The organism is Polynucleobacter necessarius (assembly GCF_900096755.1).
Classification (GTDB): domain Bacteria; phylum Pseudomonadota; class Gammaproteobacteria; order Burkholderiales; family Burkholderiaceae; genus Polynucleobacter; species Polynucleobacter necessarius_K.
In genome coordinates this window covers 439,837-461,037 of sequence record NZ_LT615227.1, presented here as the reverse complement: position 1 = coordinate 461,037, position 21,201 = coordinate 439,837, and the positions used below count along the sequence as shown (strand labels likewise).

Here is a 21,201-nt window from a genome sequence, read left to right as displayed (position 1 = left end):
AATAAGGCGGGTCTGTATCTATGAGTCACTGTATCTATGAGTCATTATCGCCGTCGCGCCGGCCTTTGCGCCCCTCTTTTAACAGCTGCAACCCTGCGCGTAATGATGGGGGTGGCATTCTTTATTTTCGTGCTTCCGGGGCATGCTCAGGCACCAGCTCCATTGCCCGCCCTTGGACAGTCTTCAATCAATTCTATTTTGCTTCCCGATCGCGGAAATGTAACCATTTTAAAGTTAGATGATCAGTTGCGTGTGGGTCAGCCGATCAGTGATAGCAAAGCGCTCACTTTTACTTCTAGCGATTCTATTGATGGTGTTGTTGATCGTGATATGCATCTTAAAGGTCGCGCGCAAATTCGTCGTAATGGAGCTGTACTGAAAGCAGATGAAATTACTTATGATCCGGACACTGATATTGCAGACCTATTAGGCAACGCGGAGTTATCAAAAGGCAACGTTACGTTTAAGGGTCCTAAAGGACAGTTCAAAGTGGATGCGCGCGAGGGTGCAATGGAGTCCCCTATATACCAATTGCGCAATAACGGTGGTAATGGCTCGGCAAGTAAATTAACCGTGCAAAGNCATCTTAAAGGTCGCGCGCAAATTCGTCGTAATGGAGCTGTACTGAAAGCAGATGAAATTACTTATGATCCGGACACTGATATTGCAGACCTATTAGGCAACGCGGAGTTATCAAAAGGCAACGTTACGTTTAAGGGTCCTAAAGGACAGTTCAAAGTGGATGCGCGCGAGGGTGCAATGGAGTCCCCTATATACCAATTGCGCAATAACGGTGGTAATGGCTCGGCAAGTAAATTAACCGTGCAAAGTGCTGATGTGTTTGTATTTGATAAAGCTACTTACACCACGTGTACACCAGAAAACATGGATTGGTATTTCACGGTCAACTCAATGGAGATTGATAACGAACAAAAAGAAATGGTTAGTACGCACGGCGTCATGCATTTCTTTGATGTGCCTATTGCCTACGTTCCGTATTTCACCGCACCAACCGGTGGCCAGCGTCGCTCAGGCTTACTCGCCCCGGTTGCGGGCTATAACTCCAACAATGGATTTGATGTTACTCAGCCCTACTATGTAAATATTGCGCCCAACCGCGACTTGCTGTTATTGCCCCGTTATATGAATCAACGCGGCGCTATGCTTGGCGCTCAGTACCGATTCTTGGATAGTCAATATTCCGGCACTGCCATGGGTGAGTTCATGTCTTACGATAAGAAGACGGGCACAGATCGCTGGAAGTACGACTGGCAACAGCGACAGATTTTCAGTGGTGGGACAGGACCTGGCGGTGTGCCCTTACCGGGTTCATGGACGGGCTACGCCAACATGGCAAGAGTCTCTGACAATATGTATCCAACAGATTTTTCACAAAGTATTGCTGGAGCTGTCACAAGTCAATTTCGTCAGGAGGTTGGAACCGCTAAAAATCTGACAGGCAGTTTGAGTAACTGGACTGTGGGCGCTAAAGCGGCAACATTTCAAACTTTGCAACCCGATCCAACGGTTACGGTGCAAGCGCCTTACAACATATTGCCAAACATTACTGCTACCTATAACAACCGCTTGACTCCAGCAGCAGCGGATTACAGCGGAAAGTATTTAGCGTTACCAAGTGGGCCTGTTACAACTTTCTCATCTGACTTCACACGCTTTTCTTATAACATCGGCGGCAATTTAGCGGCTACAGCGCCAGGTGTATATAGCCAGGCTGATAGAACTGTTCTCAAGGGTGCAATGTCACTCCCACAGGTGACGCCAGGATATTACTTAACTCCCAAAGTGAGTTTTCAGTCAAATACTTACAATGCAACCCAATTTACTACGGGCACTGTCCCGATTGTGCAAGGCTTTACTATTCCGACCTTTAGTCTAGATTCTGGTTTGGCTCTTGAGCGTGAAGCAGCTGAGCTAAAAGGATTTTATGGTCGCGATATGCTGTTGACTATGGAGCCGCGAGCGTTTTATCTGTACACGCCTTATCAGAGCCAAGCGCAAACGCCGATCTTCGATACTGCTGATGCAGGTTTTGGCGTCTCCAAAATTTTTAGTGAAAACACATTTGTCGGTAATGACCGTATTGCTGACAGCAACGCTGCAACACTGGGTTTAACTAGTCGCATCATTGAGTCAAACACTGGTACTGAGCGTGCAAACGTGACGCTTGCTCAGAAGCAGCAATTTGTAGGTCAAAGAGTTGGCTTGAACGGCAACATTGCTAGCCCTACAACGTATTCGGATACATTGGGTTCGGGATCGATTCGTTTGCTTGGTAACTTCAGTGCAGATGTATTTGGACAATACAACACCCAGCTAAATAAATTTGTGCAGAGTACTGTTGGCGGTAGCTGGCGACCAACTCCCGGCAGAAGTTTAAATTTTGGCTATCGCAATGTATGGTCACCACCAGTTCAGGCTTCGATACAAAACAATCAAACTTTCGTTCCGGCTGCAACAACAACCGATCAATACAATATTTCTGGGCAGTGGCCGATTACTCGTGAAGTGTCGTTGCTGGGCCGTTGGGGATATGATGCTTTGGCTGCCAAAACCTTAAATTCTTTAATGGCTTTAGAGTGGACTCGTGATTGCTGGACTTTCCGTGGCGCGTACTCTCAAGTGGCCAATACATCACAGATGACCACCACCCAAATCCTATTCCAAATAGAATTTAGAGGCTTTGCTAGTGCGGGAAGCAATCCAGATCCAGTTGATATTATGAAGTTAAATGTCCCTGGATATATGCCTACCTCTAAGCCAATTCCACCCTCAATTTATGAGAACTATCAATGATGCTTTGCAGGAATCGCCTTAAACACCTTAGTGCCGCTATTTTATTTTGCGGCCTTGCTTCATTTTCTAGCTTCAGCGCTGCGCAAGATTCTGCTCGCAGTGGTGCTGTTGTCGATAGCAAGGTTCGGAATATTGACGGAGTTGCGGCAGTTGTTAATACAGGCTACGTTACACGTAAAGAGATTGATGATCGAATTGCTGCCCTTAAAAAGCAGGGGGCAAAGCTGCCAGACGATGCTACTTTACGAAAAGTCATTCTCGAGCGTTTAATTGTTGAGAAAATTCAACTCCAAAATGCCGAACAAGATGGCGTAAAAATTACGGACAAAGAAATTAATAAAATCGTTGGCGATATTGCGGCAAAAAATAAATTAACGTATGCAGAGCTCAAAGTGAAAATTGAAGCTTCGGGTACTACTTTTGCACGTTACAAAGAAATGTTGCGCGATGAAATTATTGTGAGTCGTTATCGTGAGCGTGAGGTTGAAGGCAAGATTAAGATTTCTGATGCTGAAATCGATAACTTTATTGCGGATCGTAGAGCTGCCGTCACGGGTGGTCCTGTTCAGCGATCTGCGCCAGCCGCAAAGGGCGCTCCAGAAGAAATCGATGTTGCACAGATTTTTATTCCCGTAAATGCGGGAGCTGGGGCCGGCACTCAAGCTGAAGTCAAGAAACTTGCAGACGCTTTATTGCGTCAAGCCCGCGGCGATGCTGATTTTATGCAACTGGGTGCAATGGCTGCTAAAGATAATCCAAGCATTAAGTTTCAGGATCTGGGTTATCGCACTCCAGATCGTTTGCCTCAATTATTTTATGAAGCCATTAGAAATACTGGCGGTGGCCAGGTTGCCAGTAATGTCGTGAAGAGTCCAGCTGGTTACCATGTGCTCAAAGTATTGGATCGTCGCGCGCTTGTTGCTGGCGCTGCCCCTGAACCTCAGGCTGCTCCACAGGAGGCTGCTTCTACTACTCTGCAAAATATTATGGTTACGCAAACAATGTCGCGCCATATTTTGTTGCGCAATCGTCCTGGCTTATCTAACCAAGATGCCGAGAGACGTCTTCAGGGATATAGAGATCAGGTTCGCGCCAAGACAGCGGACTTTGGCGAGCTTGCCAAAAAGTATTCTGAAGATGGCTCTGCTGCGAACGGCGGAAACTTAGGTTGGATGGGGCCTGGTGATTTGGTGCCCGAGTTTGATCAAGCCATGAACCGCCTGCAAGTTGGTGAGGTCAGCAATCCTGTTAAAACGGAGTTTGGTTGGCATTTAATTCAGGTGCTAGAGCGCCGTGAAGCTCAGCTGACTATTGAAAAGCAACGACAGTTTGCTCTCGCAGCTATTCGTGAGAAAAAGTTTGAGCAGGCCTATCAGGATTGGTTGCGTGAGCTGCGCGATACAGCAACTGTCAAGATTCTGAATGTGGAAGATGCAGCAACTAGCGCCCCTCGTTAAGCTGGCCGTTACCACTGGCGAGCCTGCCGGTGTTGGTCCTGAGGTTTCTGTAGCAGCTGCACAAGCCTTTTTGCAGAAGCATTCAGATGTTCAGATCACTTTACTTGGGGATGTTGATTTATTGACATCAACTCAAGTAATTAGCCCCACATTAACTGATCGCCTCAAGATAGAGGCCATTTCTATTTCTAAGCCTGTAATTCCAGGCACTTTAAATCCAGCAAATGCTCAATACGTTTTACAGTTACTGAATAATGCTGCAGACGGTTGTCTCGATGGTCGATTCGATGCAATGGTGACCGCCCCAATACAAAAAAGCATTATTAACGAAAGCGGGATTCCTTTTACGGGGCACACAGAATATCTAGAGCATCGTTGCAAGGTAAAGCATGTTGTCATGATGCTATGCGCTCCTTTGCCAGCTGGATTCCTTGGGCTTAAGGCATCGAGGAACTTGAGGGTTGCCTTAGTGACTACGCATCTTCCAGTCAGAGAGGTGCCGTTAGCTCTCAGTTATGAATTAGTTCTGGAAACCATTCAAATTGTAAATGAGGACTTACAGAATAAATTTGGCATTTCTAAGCCGGTCATACGTGTCGCAGGATTGAATCCCCATGCGGGAGAGTCGGGCTATATTGGACATGAAGAAATTGAGTTCATCTCTCCTGCTATTGAGGCTGCAAAAACGATGGGTATTAACGTGACGGGACCTTATCCAGGTGACACCATGTTCGACGCCTCTTCATTGACAAGCGTTGATGCTTATATAGCGATGTTTCACGATCAAGGCTTAGCCCCATTTAAATTTGTTAGTTTTGGTGGTGGCGTCAATGTCACCTTGGGCTTACCAATTATTCGTACATCGGTTGATCACGGTACGGCATTGGATATTGCGGGTAAAGGGGTGGCAGATTCTGGAAGCATGTTTGAAGCCCTTAGTTTGGCTTATCAATTGGGGCAGTAAATCAGAGAAAAAATCTAAATAAATGCATCGCGCTCGTAAACGATTTGGTCAGAACTTTTTACAAGACAATGGGATTATTCATTCCATAGTAGCCTTGATTAATCCAAGCTCAGACATGCATGTGATTGAGATTGGCCCAGGCCTAGGCGCACTCACTAGACCCTTGTTGAGTAATCTTGATCAATTAGATCTTTTAGAGATCGATCGTGACTTAGTCGCTTGCTGGAATAAAGAAAATCTAACAGGCTTAAAAGTAATTGAAGGTGATGCCCTGAAATTTGATTTTTTGGAGTGGGCTACAAATCGTGCCGATAAAAAGGGTCTATGCAAGGTTGTAGGAAACCTCCCCTACAACATCTCTTCCCCATTGCTATTTCATTTAGTATCGGCAGCAGAAGAAATTGATGAGCAAGTATTTATGCTGCAAGCAGAAGTCGTAGAGCGTATGGTGGCTGAGGCGGGAAGCTCAGATTTCAGTAGATTATCCGTAATGCTTCAAGCTCGCTACGATATGGAGTTGGTTTTAGAGGTTCCCCCTGAGGCTTTTGATCCAATGCCTAAGGTGAATTCTGCTGTGGTCCGCATGATCCCTAGAAGGGATTTTGATTTAAGTGATCCACAGTGGCGCTCTTTAGAGAAGGTGGTTGCAGCGGCATTCTCACAAAGAAGAAAAATGCTGCGTACGAATTTACAAGCTTTTGCGGATAGGCTTAATTTGACTGAGATAGAGCTCAAAGCAAGAGCTCAAGATATTTCTGTAGCGCGTTACGTTGAATGGGCGAAGACTTTAGCTTCTTAGACCCATCAATTATTTATATGCGCTTGGATCGATGACGCGCATTTCCGCTTCAATCCAACCCTCCACCTCTTGTTGCAGTTCTTCCCCAGATTTTCCGGTGGAAACAATGGCGGGACCGATTGAGAAGATCACGGTACCGGGATGTTTTAAGAATCCATTTTTAGGCCAGTAACGACCTGCATTATGTGCAATAGGAATCACTAGTGCGCCAGTAGCGCTTGCTAGACGCGCACCACCCTTACGGTAGGGCTTATTAGAGCCAGTAGGTGTTCTGGTGCCCTCTGGAAAGAGCATGATCCACTTACCTTCCGCCAGCCGCTTACGTCCCTGACTCGCAACAGAAAGTGCAGCCGTCTGTTTATTAGACCGGTTGATGTGAATCATCTTTAATAAAGCTAGAGCCCAACCAAAGAAAGGAATCCATAGCAATTCACGCTTAAATACAAAACACAGTTGTTTTGGTAGGAGGGCGATATAGGCAATAGTTTCGTAGGCAGATTGATGCTTACTCAAAATCACTACCGGCTCATTCAGAACCGCTTGCATATGTTCCATGCCACGGATCTCGTAACGAATTCCGCAGAGGTGCCATAACAGCCAGATGACTACTTTGTTCCAAAGACCAATAAAGCGATAGCGATTCTCAGGGCTTAAAAATGGGAAGGCCAACATGCACAACACCGACCAAACTGGCGTGAAGATCAGTAAAAATAAAGCAAAGAGAATTGAGCGGACATAAATCATGATTGCCTTAGACCTTATTTTCTAAAATTGCTTGTGCAAAAGCCATGAGATCAGCATGTATTTGTGTGTCTTCAGGCAAGCCACCTTTAGTAAGAGTTTTTTGGCCCTTGCCTGTTAAAACCAGATGTGGCGTGGCACCTAGAGCGATGCCTGCTTGAAGGTCGCGCAAAGAGTCACCTACGATCGGCACTCCCAGTAAAGGATGTGCGCTGTCATTTTTCTTATAGCGCAGCGCAATTTCTTTCATGAGGCCAGGGGCCGGCTTACGACAATCACACTGGTGAGAATCAACATGCGGACAGAAAAAGATGCTGTCAATATGTCCGCCTAGCGGCTTGAGTAGCAACTCCATTTTGCTATACATCGCGTGCAAGTCATTAATGGTGAAGTAGCCCCTCGATAGACCTGATTGATTAGTTGCTATTGCGATTTGATAGCCTGCTTGTGTGAGTAGTGCGATGGCTTCTAGGCTTCCTGGTAAAGGAACCCACTCATCTACAGACTTTACATAATCATCACGATCTTCATTGATCACTCCATCGCGATCAAGAATAATTAGCTTGGAGGAGCTATGGCTCATGCTAATTTGCCGAAATCGGCAACGAGATTCATTTTCTGGTGAAGTTGTTGCAGGAGTGCTAGGCGATTGTCGCGCAGCTCGGGATTTGGATCCATCACCATTACATCGGCAAAGAATTGGTCAATTGGCGCACTCAAAGCAACCAGTGCTTTTAAGAGCTCCACAAATTGATGCTTTTCATAAGCAGCATTTAATGCAGGCGCGATCGCTTCCAGGGCTTGATGCAGAGAAGTTTCAGCCGGTATCTGCAATAACTGCTTTGAGCAAGTCGCAGGAATAGCGGTAGTAGTCTTTTTGAGAATATTGCTAATACGCTTATTGGCAGCAGCTAGTTGGGCTGCCTCTGTGAGCGAGTTGAATTCACGAAGTGCGGTTAAGCGTGCAATTAGGTCATTAATTTGCGCTGGATCCTGGCTGAGCACAGCATCAATTTCAGCGCTAGTAAATGGTTTTCCAGCCACCGATTGATCACGTAAATATGCGCGCAGGCGATCAATGATGAATGCGTAGATATCGGCACTCTTGGCCTTCTCCTGAACATCTTTCTGTGGAAACTGCGCGCGAGCTAAGTCAATTAACTCAGGCAGGCTTAATGACAAATTGTTTTCTGCTAAAAGACGACAGATGCCAAGGGCATGGCGACGTAGAGCGTACGGGTCCTTATCTCCTGTTGGAGCAAGACCTACCCCCCAAATGCCAACAAGCGTTTCTAATTTGTCAGCAATTGCTAGGATTGTTCCGGTTTGGGTTTTTGGTAGTGCATCGCCAGCAAAGCGTGGCATATAGTGTTCGCTACATGCTGCTGCAACTTCAGCATTCTCACCATCATGATTGGCGTAATAGCGCCCCATGATTCCTTGCAGTTCTGGAAACTCACCGACCATATCGGTTAGAAGGTCTGTCTTAGCGATTTCTGCCGCTCTAAGCACAAGTGTTTTGTCAGCCTTGAGTTTTTTGGCAATACCGGCGGCAATTCCCTGAACGCGTTTAGTGCGATCAAGTTGATTGCCTAGTTGATTGTGATAAACCACCTTGCCAAGATCAACCACACGCGATCCTAGCGCGCGTTTTTGATCCTGCTGGAAGAAGAAGCGAGCATCTGAAAGGCGTGGACGAACAACGCGCTCATTACCTGAGATGATGGCGTCCGGTTTGTTAGTTTCAATATTGGAAACAATCAGAAAGCGATTGCGTAGCTTGCCGTGTTTATCAGTCAACGCAAAGTACTTTTGATTTGTTTGCATTGTCAAAATCAAGCACTCTTGTGGGACCTCTAAGAACTCTTGGTCGAAATGACATTCGTAAATAGCCGGCCATTCAACTAAGGCAGTAACTTCATCTAGAAGACTGTCAGGCATTAACACCAGATCATCGCCTGCCGCCTTGAGGAGCGCAGCTTCAATCTGCGCGCGACGCTTATTAAAACTCGGAACAATTTTGGCTTTGGACTCTAAATCAGATTCATATTGATCGGCATTGTCGATCGTAACGTTCCCTGGGGCTAAGAAACGATGTCCTTCGGTTTGATTGTGTGCATTAATACCAAGGGCGCTGATGTTGAGGACTGCATTTCCATGAAGGGCAACAATACGATGGGCAGGGCGGGCAAATTGCACATCTGCTAATTGACCATTTTTTTGCTGCACTTGGTAGTGCATCATTTTGGCGATAGGCAGCTTATTGAGTGTTTGCTCGAGTGCTGTTTGAGCAGTTTGTTCAAGTGCGGCGCCTTTAGCAATCACATTGAGATAAAGCGCTTCATTCTTGCCTTCGCCAGCTTTTTCTAAAGTGGTGAGATCAACATCAGCATAACCAAGAGACCCTAGTTTTTTTAGCAAAGGCGGAGTTGCTTTACCTTCGGCATCAAACGCAATACTCGTAGGCAATAATTTTTCGCGCACAGGGTAATTCGACGCCTGATTTAAAACGTTTGTGATTTGAACTGCTAAGCGGCGTGGAGTCGCAAAGCCTGTAGCCTTAGATGAGTCTGATGTTAGGCCCGCTGCTTTCAGCGCCGCAAAGATACCTTCACTAAATGCATCTCCCAGGCGACGCAAAGACTTTGGAGGTAGTTCTTTTGTAAATACCTCAATCAACAAAGTGGCTAATTGAGGTTTTGAATTAGATGTGCTCATAAATAGATTGCAAAAATCTCGATGCGCTTAAGCCTGCGCTTTAGCTTGACGTTGACACATAGGGAAGCCCAGCTTTTCGCGGGACTCAAAGTAAGCCTGAGCAACTGCACGTGAGAGGTTGCGAATGCGGCCAATATAGGCAGCGCGCTCAGTTACCGAGATGGCGCCGCGGGCGTCCAGCAAGTTAAAGGTATGCGCAGCTTTGAGAACCATTTCATATGCAGGAAGAGCCAAAGGAACTTCCATTAAACGCTTTGCTTCACTTTCGTAATTCGTGAAGTTGGCAAAGAGTAAGTCAGTATTGGAGTGCTCGAAGTTGTAGCAAGATTGCTCCACTTCATTTTGATGATAGACGTCGCCATAAGAGATGCCATCAGCCCACACGAGATCGTAAACGTTCGAACAATTTTGAATGTACATCGCTAAGCGTTCAATGCCGTAAGTGATTTCGCCAAGCACTGGCTTGCAGTCAAGGCCACCAACTTGTTGGAAGTAAGTGAACTGAGTTACTTCCATGCCATTTAGCCAAACTTCCCAGCCTAAACCCCATGCTCCAAGCGTTGGGTTTTCCCAGTCGTCCTCAACAAAACGAACATCATTTTCTTTGAGGTCTAAACCTAGAGCTGCAAGGGATCCCAAATACAGATCCAAAATATTTTCGGGGGCTGGTTTGAGAACTACTTGATATTGATAGTAGTGCTGCAAGCGGTTTGGATTTTCACCATAACGACCATCTTTGGGTCTACGGGATGGCTGAACATAGGCAGCTTTCCATGGCTCCGGACCGATGGCCCTTAAGAAGGTCGCGGTATGGGATGTACCGGCGCCTACCTCGAGGTCGATGGGTTGCAATAGGGCACAACCTTGTTGGTCCCAATAATCTTGAAGTTTTAGAATGATTTGCTGAAAAGTAAGCATGATTAACCTGGCTAAGCCATTGATTTTACATGGCTAGAGCGGCCTGAAGCTAAAAATCTCTAAAAACGTCTGTGACGCAACAAACCCCATATCAACAAGAGGCATGAAATGCTCAAAATTGGCAAATTTCCCCAAATTACAAAGGGCGTTTTGCCTGCGTAGCTCTGCACTTGCGTGACTAGGGTGCTTTGGGTAAATTCCGGCAGGTTTGCCAGCACCTTCCCGTCAGCACCAAGTACTGCCGTGATGCCAGTATTGGTTGCGCGTAACGCAGGCAGACCTGCTTCTAAAGATTGCAACTGGGAGAGTCTTAATTGTTGCGTGGAGGCTTGGGATTTTCCAAACCATGCCAGATTGGTCATATTGATCAGGAGGTTAACTGGCTGATCGCTATTCTTGATGCGAGAAGCAAGCTCGCCACCAAAGACATCCTCATAGCAAATAGTTATTGCGGCGTAAGCATCTACTTGATCTTTGCGCACAATCTTGAAAGGGGATTGGTCTAGACTGCCTCTTGCAAAGTCGCTCATGGGCACATGAAATGCACTCACAAACCAATGGAAGCCTGGTGGAATGAATTCGCCAAATGGGACTAGGTGTGCCTTGTCGTAGTTATACGGAGGGGTGTTGGGTGATAAACCTGTGGCGCGATTTGAGTACTGCATCGTTTGATCACCGGGCACCTCACCAATCAATCCTAATAGTAGGTTGCTTGAACTGGCGTTTGAAAAATCCTGCAGGTAGTTCATTAAGCCAACTGGCAAATTATTTTGTGGCCAAGGAAATGCAGTCTCAGGAATGATGATGAGATCTGCTGCTGATTTTTTAATTTCCGCAGTGTAAAAATTAATTTGCTGGTTAATTGCTAATGGATCAAACTTTAAGCGCTGCTCAAAATTTCCCTGAATGAGTCTAACGCTGATTGGTTCGCCAGTGGGTTTGGTAAAGCTGATAAAACTTGCAAGTTGTGTAAGAGATAGGACGCAGATAATACTAAACACACTCCACACCACCCGTTTGCGCACCTGAGTCATTTCCCAAGAAGTCCATACAACTAAAAAAGTGCATGCCAAGCCGCCAAAGAATGGGGCAATGGGTGCAAATGGCCCATTAAATTGTGTTTCTGCAAAGCCCATCCATGGAAAACCGGTAAAGATATATCCGCGTAAGAACTCCATCACCACCCAGCTAGCGGCAAGCAAAAGACCTTGAATACGCGAGCTGTCAAATATGCGAATTGCTAACGTTGCGGCGGAAAAGTACAGCGCAACATATCCAGAAAGTAAAAAAACAGCCATGCAAGAAAACAAGCTATTAATTCCGCCAACATCGTGCAGGCTGATATATAGCCACCACAGAGCCGCCACAAAGTAACCTAGCCCAAAAATCAAACCAACGCTAAAAAAAGATTTAAACGTGGACCTGGATTCAAGGTCGAGTCGCCACCAAACAATACTCAGTAATGGAATCTGTAGCCAACCGCCATAAGGCAGCTCTGCAATACCGGCAAGCAGCGCTCCTAGTGTAAAGAGTATGAATGCGTTGATGCTACGTTGATGCCTAATGGAATGCAAAATGACCAAGGTAGATCTCAGTCAGATTTTTTGGGAATTTGTCGAGCCAACAAAATATGAATTTGTCGGGGGTCTGCTCGCTGTACTTCAAACTCGATGTCGTCAATCGTTACGAGTTCTCCCATTTTAGGGACTCTGCCAAGGTGCTGAATAACTAGCCCCGCAACAGTTTCAATGTCATCTTCCTCAAACTGAGTGCCGAGTTTTTCATTAAATTGATCAAGCTCAGTAATGCCTTTGACACGAATATCACCATTGTCCAGAGCGATCAAATTATCCGCCTCTTCGTCGACGTCATGTTCATCTTCAATGTCGCCAACAATCTGCTCAAGAACATCTTCAATCGTAATAATCCCGGCAATCCCACTATATTCATCAACCACAACAGCAAGATGATTGCGATTATCTTTAAAGTCGCGCAACAAAACGCTTAAGCGTTTTGATTCGGGAATGAATACCGCTGGACGAAGCCAATCACGCACTTGAAAATCTTTTTCTGTTGCATGTCGCAGCAAATCTTTGGCTAGCAAGATGCCGATGACGTTATCTCGTGATCCTTCGAATACTGGGAAGCGCGAATGGGCTGCCTCAATCACGCTCTTAATGATTTCAGATAAAGGAAGGTTGATGTCAATCCAGTCAATCTGAGCTCGTGGCACCAAAATATCTCGAGCGCATAATTGCCCTACTTGAAAAACACCCTCAATCATTGATAGTGCATCTGCATCAATTAACCTCTCGGCTTGCGCTTCACGCAGGGTATCTATTAATTCTTGGCGACGTTCGCTGGGGTTGGTTGGCTGAGGAGTTAAAAAATCAGCCAAGCGGTCTAAAAGGGATTTAGTGGGGTCGGGCATATAGCAAGGATAGCTTAGAAATAAGTCAAACAATCAGTAGGGGGTTAGCAAAACCCAATTTTTGAAGAATTTTGATTTCAAGGAATTCCATTTTTTTAGCATCCCTCTCTATCTCATGGTCAAGGCCCTGGGCGTGAAGACAGCCATGGACTACTAAATGCGCCAAATGTGCCTTGAAGGTTTTATTTTGCTCTTTTGCCTCCTTTTGAATGACTGGCAAGCAAAAAATGATATCGGCCATCAAGGAATTTTTAGTGAGCTCGTATGGAAAAGTTAAGACGTTGGTTGCGTAATCTTTTTTACGAAAGGCTAGGTTCAACTTCTTTCCCTCGGTTGCATTTACAAACCGAAGCGTGAGTAAGCCATTACGGTTAGTCGTAGATTTGACCCATTTTTTAATTAAGCTAGGGCTCGCTGCCTCATTGAGTTTGTCCTCAAGCGCATTGGTTGCGCATTGAATATCGATCGCCAATTTTGAGGCATTCAATTTAGTGGACATGGGCTTCAACCAGTTCACCTCTTAGGGTGTAATTTAGAACCTCGGTGATACGAATATCGACTATTTGCCCAATAAGGGTTTCGATGTCTTGATCAGGTGCTGTGAAATGAATAACGCGATTATTTTCAGAGCGGCCTTGTAAGTTGATTCCATCTTTAGCAAGACCTTCAATAAGCACCTTCTCAGTTTTGCCTAACATTTTTTGACTGATTTGATTGGCTTGACTCTCTACTAACGCTAAAAGTGTTTGTAAGCGTTTGAGTTTTACTTCGTAGGGTGTGTCATCACTTAAATTCGCAGCAGGAGTGCCTGGACGTGGACTGAAGATAAAGCAAAAACTATTATCAAATTCCAGATCCTTCACCATCTTCAATAATTTTTCAAAGTCAGCTTCAGTTTCACCCGGAAAGCCGACAATAAAGTCACTTGACAGAGTGAGGTCTGGGCGCACGGCACGCATTTTGCGAATAATACTTTTAAATTCGAGAGCAGTGTAACCACGTTTCATGGCTGATAGCATGGTGTCAGAGCCATGCTGCACTGGCAGGTGGAGGTGACTCACTAGCTTCGGCACTTTGGCATAGACATCAATGAGGCGCTGTGTAAATTCTTTTGGATGGCTGGTGGTAAAGCGAATACGCTCAACACCAGGAATCTCAGCAATGTACTCAATGAGCAGAGCAAAGTCAGCAATCTCTTCGGTGTCACCCATCTTGCCAAGATAGGCGTTAACGTTTTGTCCTAGCAAAACAATTTCTTTAACACCTTTGCTTGCTAAGCCAGCAACTTCGGTTAGTACATCATCAAAGGGGCGCGATACTTCCTCGCCGCGCGTATATGGCACTACACAGTAGCTGCAATATTTGGAGCAACCTTCCATGATGGAAACATATGCAGAGCCGCGTGTTTGGCGAGATGCAGGCAGATGATCAAATTTTTCAATTTCTGGAAATGAAATATCTACTTGAGAGAGGCCTGTTTTGCGTCGCTTTGCAATGAGGTCCGATAAGCGATGCAATGTTTGGGGCCCAAAGACAACATCAACATAAGGTGCGCGACTCACAATTTGCTGGCCTTCTTGACTGGCAACACAACCACCCACGCCAATTAATAAATTAGGCTTACTTTTCTTAAGCTCACGCAATCGCCCAAGATCGGAAAAGACTTTGTCTTCAGCCTTTTCGCGAATGGAACAGGTATTCAGAAGAACCACATCGGCATCTTCGGGGCTATCTGTCATGACCATGCCTTCATCGGCATGCAAGAGGTCGGCCATCTTGCCCGAGTCATACTCGTTCATTTGACAGCCAAAGGTTTTGATATAGAGCTTTTTCATATGCCGTTCTCAGGTTTATAGCTGGGGGCGAAGCTCAGATTTTACTGCCTAAGGCCTTTGTGGGCTTTAGATGAGTCTATAGACCAGGATGGCGACCAGGGTTGGAGGTATTGCGGCTATTAATAGAAAGAGAGCTGATACCGCACCGTTTGGGAAGTGCTGTCTCAGGATCGCAATACCGGCAGGATTTGGGGCATTCGCAATGACAGTAAGGCCGCCACCAGCAACTGCGCCGCCAACAAGAGCCAATTTAAATTCTGGTGATATACCCGTAACCAAGGAGCCTAAGTACGTTAGCGCCGCGTTATCTGTAAATGCCGTGAGAACAAGACTGCCGTAGAAGACTGCGGTAGGGCTCATCATTTCTAAAATTGGTTGTAGCCACCATCCCTGTAGAGCACCCAAGACCACTAAGCCACCCAAGAAGAACCCTACTAATAGCGCCTCTTTCAAAATAAGAGGGCTTTGATGTTTTGGGTGGGCAGTGGTGTAGCCAATAAAGAATAAAAGTATCCACATAAAAATAATGGGATCGTGGGCAAAGACAACAATGCCGCACAAAAATAGCAAGTGCATGCAAATAACTGCTGCAGGTATATTCACCTCTTTTTTGTCAGTGTTCGGTTCAATCAGCTGGCGATGAAATATAAGAGTAGCAGCGAGTGCATTGATAAAGATTGCTATGCAGGACTCCAGGCCAAAGTTCGCAAACATAAATGCTGAACTCCAGCCCCAGGTGGAAGCAACCATCAATACTGGTGGAGCTGCAAAGTTCGTCAGCGTACCGCCAATCGATATGTTGACAAACAAAACTCCAAGCGTGCCAAACAAGAGTGCCTTAGAACACTTGTGACGATAGACTAAGTCGCGCAGTAGAAAGGCCGCCAAGGTCATTGCTGCAAGCTCAGTAATTAAGGAACCTAGGAGCGGCGTGACGCCTAGGGTTAAGAAATATAGAGCGGGCGCACTCTTGATACGCAATGTGGTCTGCAATATTTTTGCTAGCCCATGAAGTGCTTGGGTAGAGATATGCAAAATTGGTTTGGTGCCAGCAACGATCATGATGGCAAAAACAAAGAGCGGCTCTGTGAAATTGCGTTTATTCAGAAACTCTTTTGCTGTACTTAGATCATCTTTAAAGCCAATAAAAATAACCAGTACAGCAGCCCAAAACCCAAAAACAATTTCAACTTCACCTAAGAGGTGCCATAGCCCAGCATGCCGTGGAGATTTTTTGGCAATAGATTCAAAATAACCTGTGCAAAAGGTATGCAAAACGGCAATTGCAAAAATAATACTTGCGCCAAGTTCTGTGGGGGTAAAGTTCATAGCAGAATGGTAGCAGGTACTTGATTAAAGGCGGGCTTTGTTAATTTAGGAGATTTTGGTGAAATTAAAGATTGGATATCAAGAGCTCATTCAGGATGCGATGAATGAAATCGAGACGCTTCCGGCAGAAATGGCTCAGAAATTGTTAGAGGATCCCAATGTAATGTTTGTGGACATTCGCGACGTCCGTGAATTGGAGCGAGAGGGTATGATTCCAAATGCTCTTCACGCACCAAGAGGGATGCTGGAGTTCTGGGTTGATCCTGAAAGTCCTTATTACAAGCCCGTGTTTGGCGAAGGCAAAAAACTCATTCTGTATTGTGCTTCCGCTTGGCGTTCAGCCTTAGCAACCCAAACCTTGCAAAGAATGGGTGTGCCAAATATTTGTCATTTAGAGGGCGGCTTTAGCGCATGGAAGAGCGCGCAGCTCCCTGTAGCCGAAAGAGCAGGCAAGCCCCACTCCAGTTAAAGTAAATGTGTCATGCAATTAATAGAGTTCATTTTTTAGGATAGATATGAGAAAAGTAATCTCACAGTTTGGCCAGGGCCCGCTTCAGCAAAAATTAACTGCCGGAGACTTACATTTTGTATCTGATGCAGAGGTCTCAAAAGGAGGCTCCGGAACTGGGCCAAGCCCCCATGAATATCTGGGTGCAGCTTTAGCTGCTTGTACGTCAATGACTCTAAAGATGTACGCCGGTCGCAAAGATATGAAATTAGAAAATGCGATTGTCACTGCGGATATCGAACGAGTCGACAACGTCGAAGAATTTTCCCGTGACATTCAATTGATGGGCGATTTAACTGCTGAAGAAAAAGAGCGCCTATTGGAGATAGCTGATAAGTGCCCGATACACAAAGCCTTAGCTGGCGAGATCCAAATAAAAACCCAGCTGGTAAATTAATATTAATATGAGCTGGGTTTGGTATTGCTCCGCTATGACCTCAAAAGGCCTAGCTGTGAAACTTAGTTAGGCGCTTTAGCTGGCTGATTGCTTTTACCAGCGTTATAGCCTGCATTGTAATTATAGAGGCTTCATTTTTCTTGTAAGCGTCGTAAACATAGCCTGATGCTGCGCCAACTGCTGCGCCACCTACTGCGCCCCAGATTGGGTTGCCGTGGAAAATGGCAGTGCCAACTGCACCAGCTGCTGCACCAATGCCGGCGCCTGAGAGTGTGCGTTGTTCTGTGTTGCTCATATTTGAACAACCAGCGATTGCTAAAGTTGCTGCTGTAACCGCGATAATTTTTTTCATATCAACTGATCCTTTAAATGTGTATTAGTTTGGGTAAGTTGTTCGGTTTATTTTCTTGCGCAAGGGAAGCGTGAAGCCAAGAAGCCTAATAAAACACCTGCTGCTGGTTTGTCGCCAACTTGAGGGGTGCTTTGTGCAAACTTCACAAAATCGCCGATCACTTCATCGCGAGCTGGTGCCGGTTGTTTTACGCAAATAAATGGCTTAGCGCGTTGTGGATGGCGTGTTGCCAAATAGGTCTCATACACGGCAGTTGTAAAGCCAATACAAAAGCTACGTGATTCTGGGCTTGCAGGTATTTGCGAGTTCCTGAGTGCTAGTTACCTTGATGGATTCTTGGGCTTGTGCAACTCCGGAAAATGTCGCAAGAGTGGCTAAAACAACGAGGAATTTCTTTATGGGTTCTCTCTTAAGTGTATGTAAATTCATCATAAACGATAAATAGGACAGTTTTATGCCCTAAATAGGCGCAATCTGCACTTTTTTGGGTTTTTTGATTCCCCATAATGATGCAAAAAATAAGAGGGGAAATTTCATGGAAATTCTGAAATCCGGTAGTGATGCTTTATTCATTCTGCTTGGCGCCATCATGGTGTTGGCGATGCATGCTGGTTTTGCATTTTTAGAGCTTGGTACGGTTCGTAAAAAGAACCAAGTCAATGCACTTGTCAAAATCTTGGTCGACTTTGCGGTTTCTACTATCGCTTACTTCTTCATTGGCTACAGCATTGCCTATGGCGTGAACTTTTTCTCAGGCGCTGAATTATTGGCCGAGAAAAATGGCTATGAGCTCGTGAAGTTTTTCTTTTTGCTGACATTTGCTGCAGCGATTCCTGCGATTATTTCTGGCGGCATTGCTGAGCGCGCTAAATTTAATCCACAACTGATCGCGACATTTGTATTGGTTGGTTTTATCTATCCCTTCTTTGAAGGTATCGCCTGGAGCCAACACTATGGGATTCAAGCGTGGATCAAGGGTTTGACCGGTGAAGAGTTTCATGACTTTGCAGGCTCAGTGGTAGTGCATGCAGTCGGTGGTTGGATTGCGCTGCCTGCTGTGATTCTTTTGGGTGCGCGTCGTGGTCGCTACACCAAGGAAGGGCAAATCTCCGCTCATCCTCCATCAAGCATTCCCTTCCTAGCATTGGGTGCTTGGATTTTGGCGGTAGGTTGGTTTGGTTTTAATGTGATGAGTGCGCAAACCATTGACAAGATTAGTGGTTTAGTATAGTAGCAATCAATTCATTAATTAATGGCAATGGTTGGCGGTACTTTGGCAGCGTGGGTTGTTGGTCGCAATGATCCGGGCTTTACTTACAACGGCCCGCTGGCTGGATTGGTGGCGGTTTGTGCAGGCTCTGACTTAATGCATCCAGTTGGCGCTTTGTTCGTTGGTTTAGTAGCGGGCGCTTTGTTTGTGTACATGTTTACGCTAGTGCAAAACCGCTGGAAGATTGATGATGTTTTAGGTGTATGGCCTTTGCATGGTTTGTGCGGTCTCTGGGGTGGTTTGGCTGCGGGCATATTTGGTGCTAAAGCGCTTGGTGGAATTGGTGGGGTTACCTTTACTGGGCAGCTGATCGGTAGCGCGCTTGGCGTTGGTATTGCCCTGGTCGGTGGAATTGTGGTCTACGGCACTTTAAAAGCCGTGCTCGGTATTCGTATGTCTCAGGAAGAAGAATTTGAAGGCGCTGATCTGAGTGTTCATCGCATTTCTTCTACGCCAGACTGCGAACCTAACTGGTAGTTTTATGCAGCTCAATATATAGCCTGATTCATACCTATAATGAGTCATGGCTATATATGAACTTGACGGAAATGTGCCCCAGTTAGCTGAGGGCGCTTGGGTAGCAGAGAGTGCCGAAGTTATCGGCAAGGTCGAACTTCATAAAAATGCGAGCGTCTGGCCCAAGGTAGTTATCCGCGGCGATAACGACCTCATTCAAATAGGCGAAGGTAGTAATGTACAAGACACTTCAATCTTGCATACCGATCCTGGCTTTCCGCTCAAGATTGGCAAAGATGTCACGGTAGGTCATCAGGTCATGCTTCATGGCTGCACTATTGGTGATGGTAGTTTGATTGGCATTGGTGCAGTCATTTTGAATGGCGCAAAGATTGGCAAAAATTGTTTAGTTGGTGCTGGCGCTCTCGTTACAGAGGGTAAAGAATTTCCAGATGGCTCCATGATCTTAGGAACGCCCGCCAAGGCGGTGAAAGAACTCACTCCAGAGCGGATTTCTGGCATTCACGATATTTCTATTTCTGGGCGTTACGTTATAAATGCTCAGCGCTACAGCAAGACCCTGAAAAAAATCTCTTAAGTATTGATAAAAAGTGCTCTACGTATTTAATGTAGTTCTACCAGTTTTTGCCCTCATATTGATTGGCTATTTGTGTGGGCGTACAGGTAAGTTAGGCACAAGCGCATCTATCGAGTTAAACCGGTTTGTTGTCTGGTTGGCTTTACCTGCGCAGCTATTTAACTTTGCCGCTAACAGTGGTTGGCAGACTCTTTGGCAACCGGGATTTATTGCAGCCTTCTTCTTGAGTTGTTTGCTAGTGTTTGCTCTAGTACTGTTTATCAGCTGGCATCGGACGGGGGATTTGGCGGCAGCTAGCTTTAATGGATTAAGCGCCTCCTACTCTAATACTGGTTACATGGGGATCCCGCTGTGTGCATTAGCACTTGGTCAAGATGGCTTGGCGCCTGCAATTATTTCTACCTTTATTGTCTTCGTGATGTTTGCCTTAGCAACGGTATTTATTGAAATCGGCATTCTTTCTCATAAAAAATCTCATGAAATTATTTTGAGTGTGGCAAAGTCCTTGTGCACCAATCCTTTGCTCATTGCGCCAGTAGCTGGCTTATTGTGGGCTGCAAGTGATTTACAGATATATGACCCGATTGCACAAGTGATTGCCTTTTTAGCTGCTGCCTCAACGCCGTGCGCATTGGTTTCAATCGGATTATTTTTATTGCAAAAAAGTGATGCTCCAGCAAGTCAGGCATGGGGCATTAGTTTTGCCAAGCTGTTTGTTCAGCCTCTAATCGCTTGGATAATTGCCAGCCCCATTTTGGATTTGCCCGGCTTGTGGGTAACAGCCATTGTGATTTTGAGTGCCCTGCCAACCGGTACCGGCCCATTTATGTTGGCACAATATTACAAAGCGGATGGTAGCGTGATTTCTCGGGTGGTACTAATCACGACGGTAGGTTCCTTGCTGACCCTTTCCCTATTCCTGTGGATGAGCAACGGGGTTTGATCCCTCAGCATCAATTTGCTTTTCCCATGAGGCATTGATAAAGGCGGGCAAGGTCATACACTCATCGAAGATCTTCATGAGCCTGGGGTAGGGACTTACATCCATTTTGCTACTTAAGGCATTAAATATTTGCGGCACTAGGCAGATGTCAATTAAACCTGGTTGATTGCCATAGGCAAATTTCCCAACCCTTGAATCATTGCTTAAATGTTTTTCTAAGTTTGCCAATCCAAGCTCAATCCAATGTTGATACCAAATATCTTTTGCCTCCGTGCTGACGCCTAGTTGTTTAATGAGATAGCGCAGCACCCTTAAATTATTGATAGGGTGAATGTCGCTGGCAATGTCCATTGCAAGTGCGCGAACCCAGGCGCGATCTGTCGCTGAGACCGGCAGCAATGGCGGTTCTGGTTTTATTTCATTGAGGTACTCAATGATGGCAAGTGATTGATGGATGGTATTTTTCCCATCATCAAATAAAGGCACCAAGCGATTTGGGTTCTTATTGCTATATTCATCACCCATTTGCTCGCCACCATTTTTACCCAGGTGCACGGGAATGATTTCGTAATCCATGCTCTTCAGATTCAAAGCAATTCGAACGCGAAATGCGGCAGAGCTTCGTCAGAAACTGTACAGCTTAGGTTTTGCATTCATGAAGGGCTTTCTGT

19 protein-coding genes and 2 pseudogenes are annotated in these 21,201 nt (G+C 45.7%); 9 read left to right on the top strand and 12 right to left on the bottom strand.

Annotated features, from left to right (window positions below):
* Positions 1 to 36 precede the first annotated feature (36 nt).
* Genes lptD through rsmA form a run of 4 tightly spaced genes read left to right on the top strand, consistent with a single transcriptional unit; the run spans position 37 to position 6,034 of the window.
* On the top strand, positions 37 to 2,814 hold the full coding sequence (gene lptD / locus DXE27_RS02335; RefSeq protein WP_231969615.1) for an LPS assembly protein LptD: 2,778 nt from the start codon (positions 37 to 39) through the stop codon (positions 2,812 to 2,814).
* Complete coding sequence (locus DXE27_RS02330) at positions 2,811 to 4,271, top strand: peptidylprolyl isomerase (RefSeq protein WP_231969614.1); 1,461 nt, start codon at positions 2,811 to 2,813, stop codon at positions 4,269 to 4,271. The genes lptD and DXE27_RS02330 overlap by 4 nt, the downstream gene beginning before the upstream one ends.
* The gene (gene pdxA / locus DXE27_RS02325) at positions 4,246 to 5,235 is read left to right on the top strand and encodes a 4-hydroxythreonine-4-phosphate dehydrogenase PdxA (protein ID WP_128112749.1); all 990 of its coding nucleotides are present in this window, start codon (positions 4,246 to 4,248) and stop codon (positions 5,233 to 5,235) included. Before DXE27_RS02330 ends, pdxA begins: the two co-directional genes overlap by 26 nt.
* 22 nt (positions 5,236 to 5,257) lie before the next feature.
* Entirely contained in the window at positions 5,258 to 6,034 is a 777-nt protein-coding gene (gene rsmA / locus DXE27_RS02320) for a 16S rRNA (adenine(1518)-N(6)/adenine(1519)-N(6))-dimethyltransferase RsmA (protein WP_128112748.1), read from the top strand.
* A 9-nt stretch (positions 6,035 to 6,043) separates the two neighbouring features.
* Here the strand turns inward: rsmA and DXE27_RS02315 are convergent, their stop codons facing one another.
* The 9 genes from DXE27_RS02315 to DXE27_RS02275 form a co-directional block, all read right to left on the bottom strand.
* Positions 6,044 to 6,778 (bottom strand): lysophospholipid acyltransferase family protein, encoded by a 735-nt coding sequence (locus tag DXE27_RS02315; RefSeq protein ID WP_128112747.1) that lies wholly within the window; start codon positions 6,776 to 6,778, stop codon positions 6,044 to 6,046.
* Between the two features lie 7 nt (positions 6,779 to 6,785).
* Positions 6,786 to 7,358 (bottom strand): D-glycero-beta-D-manno-heptose 1,7-bisphosphate 7-phosphatase, encoded by a 573-nt coding sequence (gmhB, locus tag DXE27_RS02310; RefSeq protein WP_128112746.1) that lies wholly within the window; start codon positions 7,356 to 7,358, stop codon positions 6,786 to 6,788.
* Positions 7,355 to 9,493 carry a glycine--tRNA ligase subunit beta gene (gene glyS / locus DXE27_RS02305; protein WP_128112745.1) on the bottom strand — a complete coding sequence of 713 codons (2,139 nt, stop codon included), beginning with the start codon at positions 9,491 to 9,493 and terminating at the stop codon, positions 7,355 to 7,357. Before glyS ends, gmhB begins: the two co-directional genes overlap by 4 nt.
* A gap of 27 nt (positions 9,494 to 9,520) precedes the next feature.
* Positions 9,521 to 10,411, bottom strand: coding sequence for a glycine--tRNA ligase subunit alpha (gene glyQ / locus DXE27_RS02300; protein ID WP_068319536.1), 891 nt, complete (start codon positions 10,409 to 10,411; stop codon positions 9,521 to 9,523).
* A 59-nt stretch (positions 10,412 to 10,470) separates the two neighbouring features.
* On the bottom strand, positions 10,471 to 11,985 hold the full coding sequence (gene lnt / locus DXE27_RS02295; RefSeq protein ID WP_231969613.1) for an apolipoprotein N-acyltransferase: 1,515 nt from the start codon (positions 11,983 to 11,985) through the stop codon (positions 10,471 to 10,473).
* Between the two features lie 17 nt (positions 11,986 to 12,002).
* The gene (locus tag DXE27_RS02290; protein WP_128112743.1) at positions 12,003 to 12,842 is read right to left on the bottom strand and encodes an HlyC/CorC family transporter; all 840 of its coding nucleotides are present in this window, start codon (positions 12,840 to 12,842) and stop codon (positions 12,003 to 12,005) included.
* Between the two features lie 25 nt (positions 12,843 to 12,867).
* Positions 12,868 to 13,341 carry an rRNA maturation RNase YbeY gene (ybeY, locus tag DXE27_RS02285; protein WP_128112742.1) on the bottom strand — a complete coding sequence of 158 codons (474 nt, stop codon included), beginning with the start codon at positions 13,339 to 13,341 and terminating at the stop codon, positions 12,868 to 12,870.
* Positions 13,331 to 14,677: a tRNA (N6-isopentenyl adenosine(37)-C2)-methylthiotransferase MiaB gene (gene miaB, locus DXE27_RS02280; RefSeq protein ID WP_128112741.1), complete on the bottom strand. Its 1,347-nt coding sequence runs from the start codon at positions 14,675 to 14,677 to the stop codon at positions 13,331 to 13,333. Before miaB ends, ybeY begins: the two co-directional genes overlap by 11 nt.
* A 66-nt stretch (positions 14,678 to 14,743) precedes the next feature.
* Complete coding sequence (locus DXE27_RS02275) at positions 14,744 to 16,006, bottom strand: putative Na+/H+ antiporter (protein ID WP_128112740.1); 1,263 nt, start codon at positions 16,004 to 16,006, stop codon at positions 14,744 to 14,746.
* Positions 16,007 to 16,064: 58 nt separating this feature from the next.
* Between DXE27_RS02275 and DXE27_RS02270 the strand changes: the two genes are divergently transcribed.
* Positions 16,065 to 16,475 (top strand): rhodanese-like domain-containing protein, encoded by a 411-nt coding sequence (locus tag DXE27_RS02270; RefSeq protein ID WP_172457102.1) that lies wholly within the window; start codon positions 16,065 to 16,067, stop codon positions 16,473 to 16,475.
* Between the two features lie 46 nt (positions 16,476 to 16,521).
* Entirely contained in the window at positions 16,522 to 16,911 is a 390-nt protein-coding gene (locus DXE27_RS02265) for an OsmC family protein (RefSeq protein ID WP_128112739.1), read from the top strand.
* Positions 16,912 to 16,960: 49 nt separating this feature from the next.
* On the opposite strand, the gene DXE27_RS02260 is transcribed toward DXE27_RS02265, so the two are convergent.
* Both DXE27_RS02260 and DXE27_RS09050 read right to left on the bottom strand, forming a co-directional pair.
* On the bottom strand, positions 16,961 to 17,263 hold the full coding sequence (locus tag DXE27_RS02260) for a glycine zipper domain-containing protein (protein WP_231969612.1): 303 nt from the start codon (positions 17,261 to 17,263) through the stop codon (positions 16,961 to 16,963).
* A 47-nt stretch (positions 17,264 to 17,310) separates the two neighbouring features.
* Positions 17,311 to 17,511, bottom strand: a complete 201-nt coding sequence (locus tag DXE27_RS09050; protein WP_231969611.1) for a Rap1a family protein — start codon at positions 17,509 to 17,511, stop codon at positions 17,311 to 17,313.
* A gap of 287 nt (positions 17,512 to 17,798) precedes the next feature.
* On the opposite strand from DXE27_RS09050, the pseudogene DXE27_RS02250 reads away from it, so the two are divergent.
* From DXE27_RS02250 to DXE27_RS02240, 3 genes and pseudogenes are all read left to right on the top strand, one after another.
* Positions 17,799 to 19,010, top strand: a pseudogene (locus DXE27_RS02250) (ammonium transporter).
* A gap of 46 nt (positions 19,011 to 19,056) precedes the next feature.
* Positions 19,057 to 19,587, top strand: coding sequence for a gamma carbonic anhydrase family protein (locus tag DXE27_RS02245; RefSeq protein ID WP_128112738.1), 531 nt, complete (start codon positions 19,057 to 19,059; stop codon positions 19,585 to 19,587).
* Positions 19,588 to 19,600: 13 nt separating this feature from the next.
* Entirely contained in the window at positions 19,601 to 20,530 is a 930-nt protein-coding gene (locus DXE27_RS02240; protein WP_128112737.1) for an AEC family transporter, read from the top strand.
* Here DXE27_RS02240 and maiA read toward each other — a convergent pair.
* A pseudogene (gene maiA / locus DXE27_RS02235) lies at positions 20,501 to 21,187 on the bottom strand (maleylacetoacetate isomerase). The gene DXE27_RS02240 and the pseudogene maiA overlap by 30 nt on opposite strands.
* Between the last annotated feature and the right edge of the window lie 14 nt (positions 21,188 to 21,201).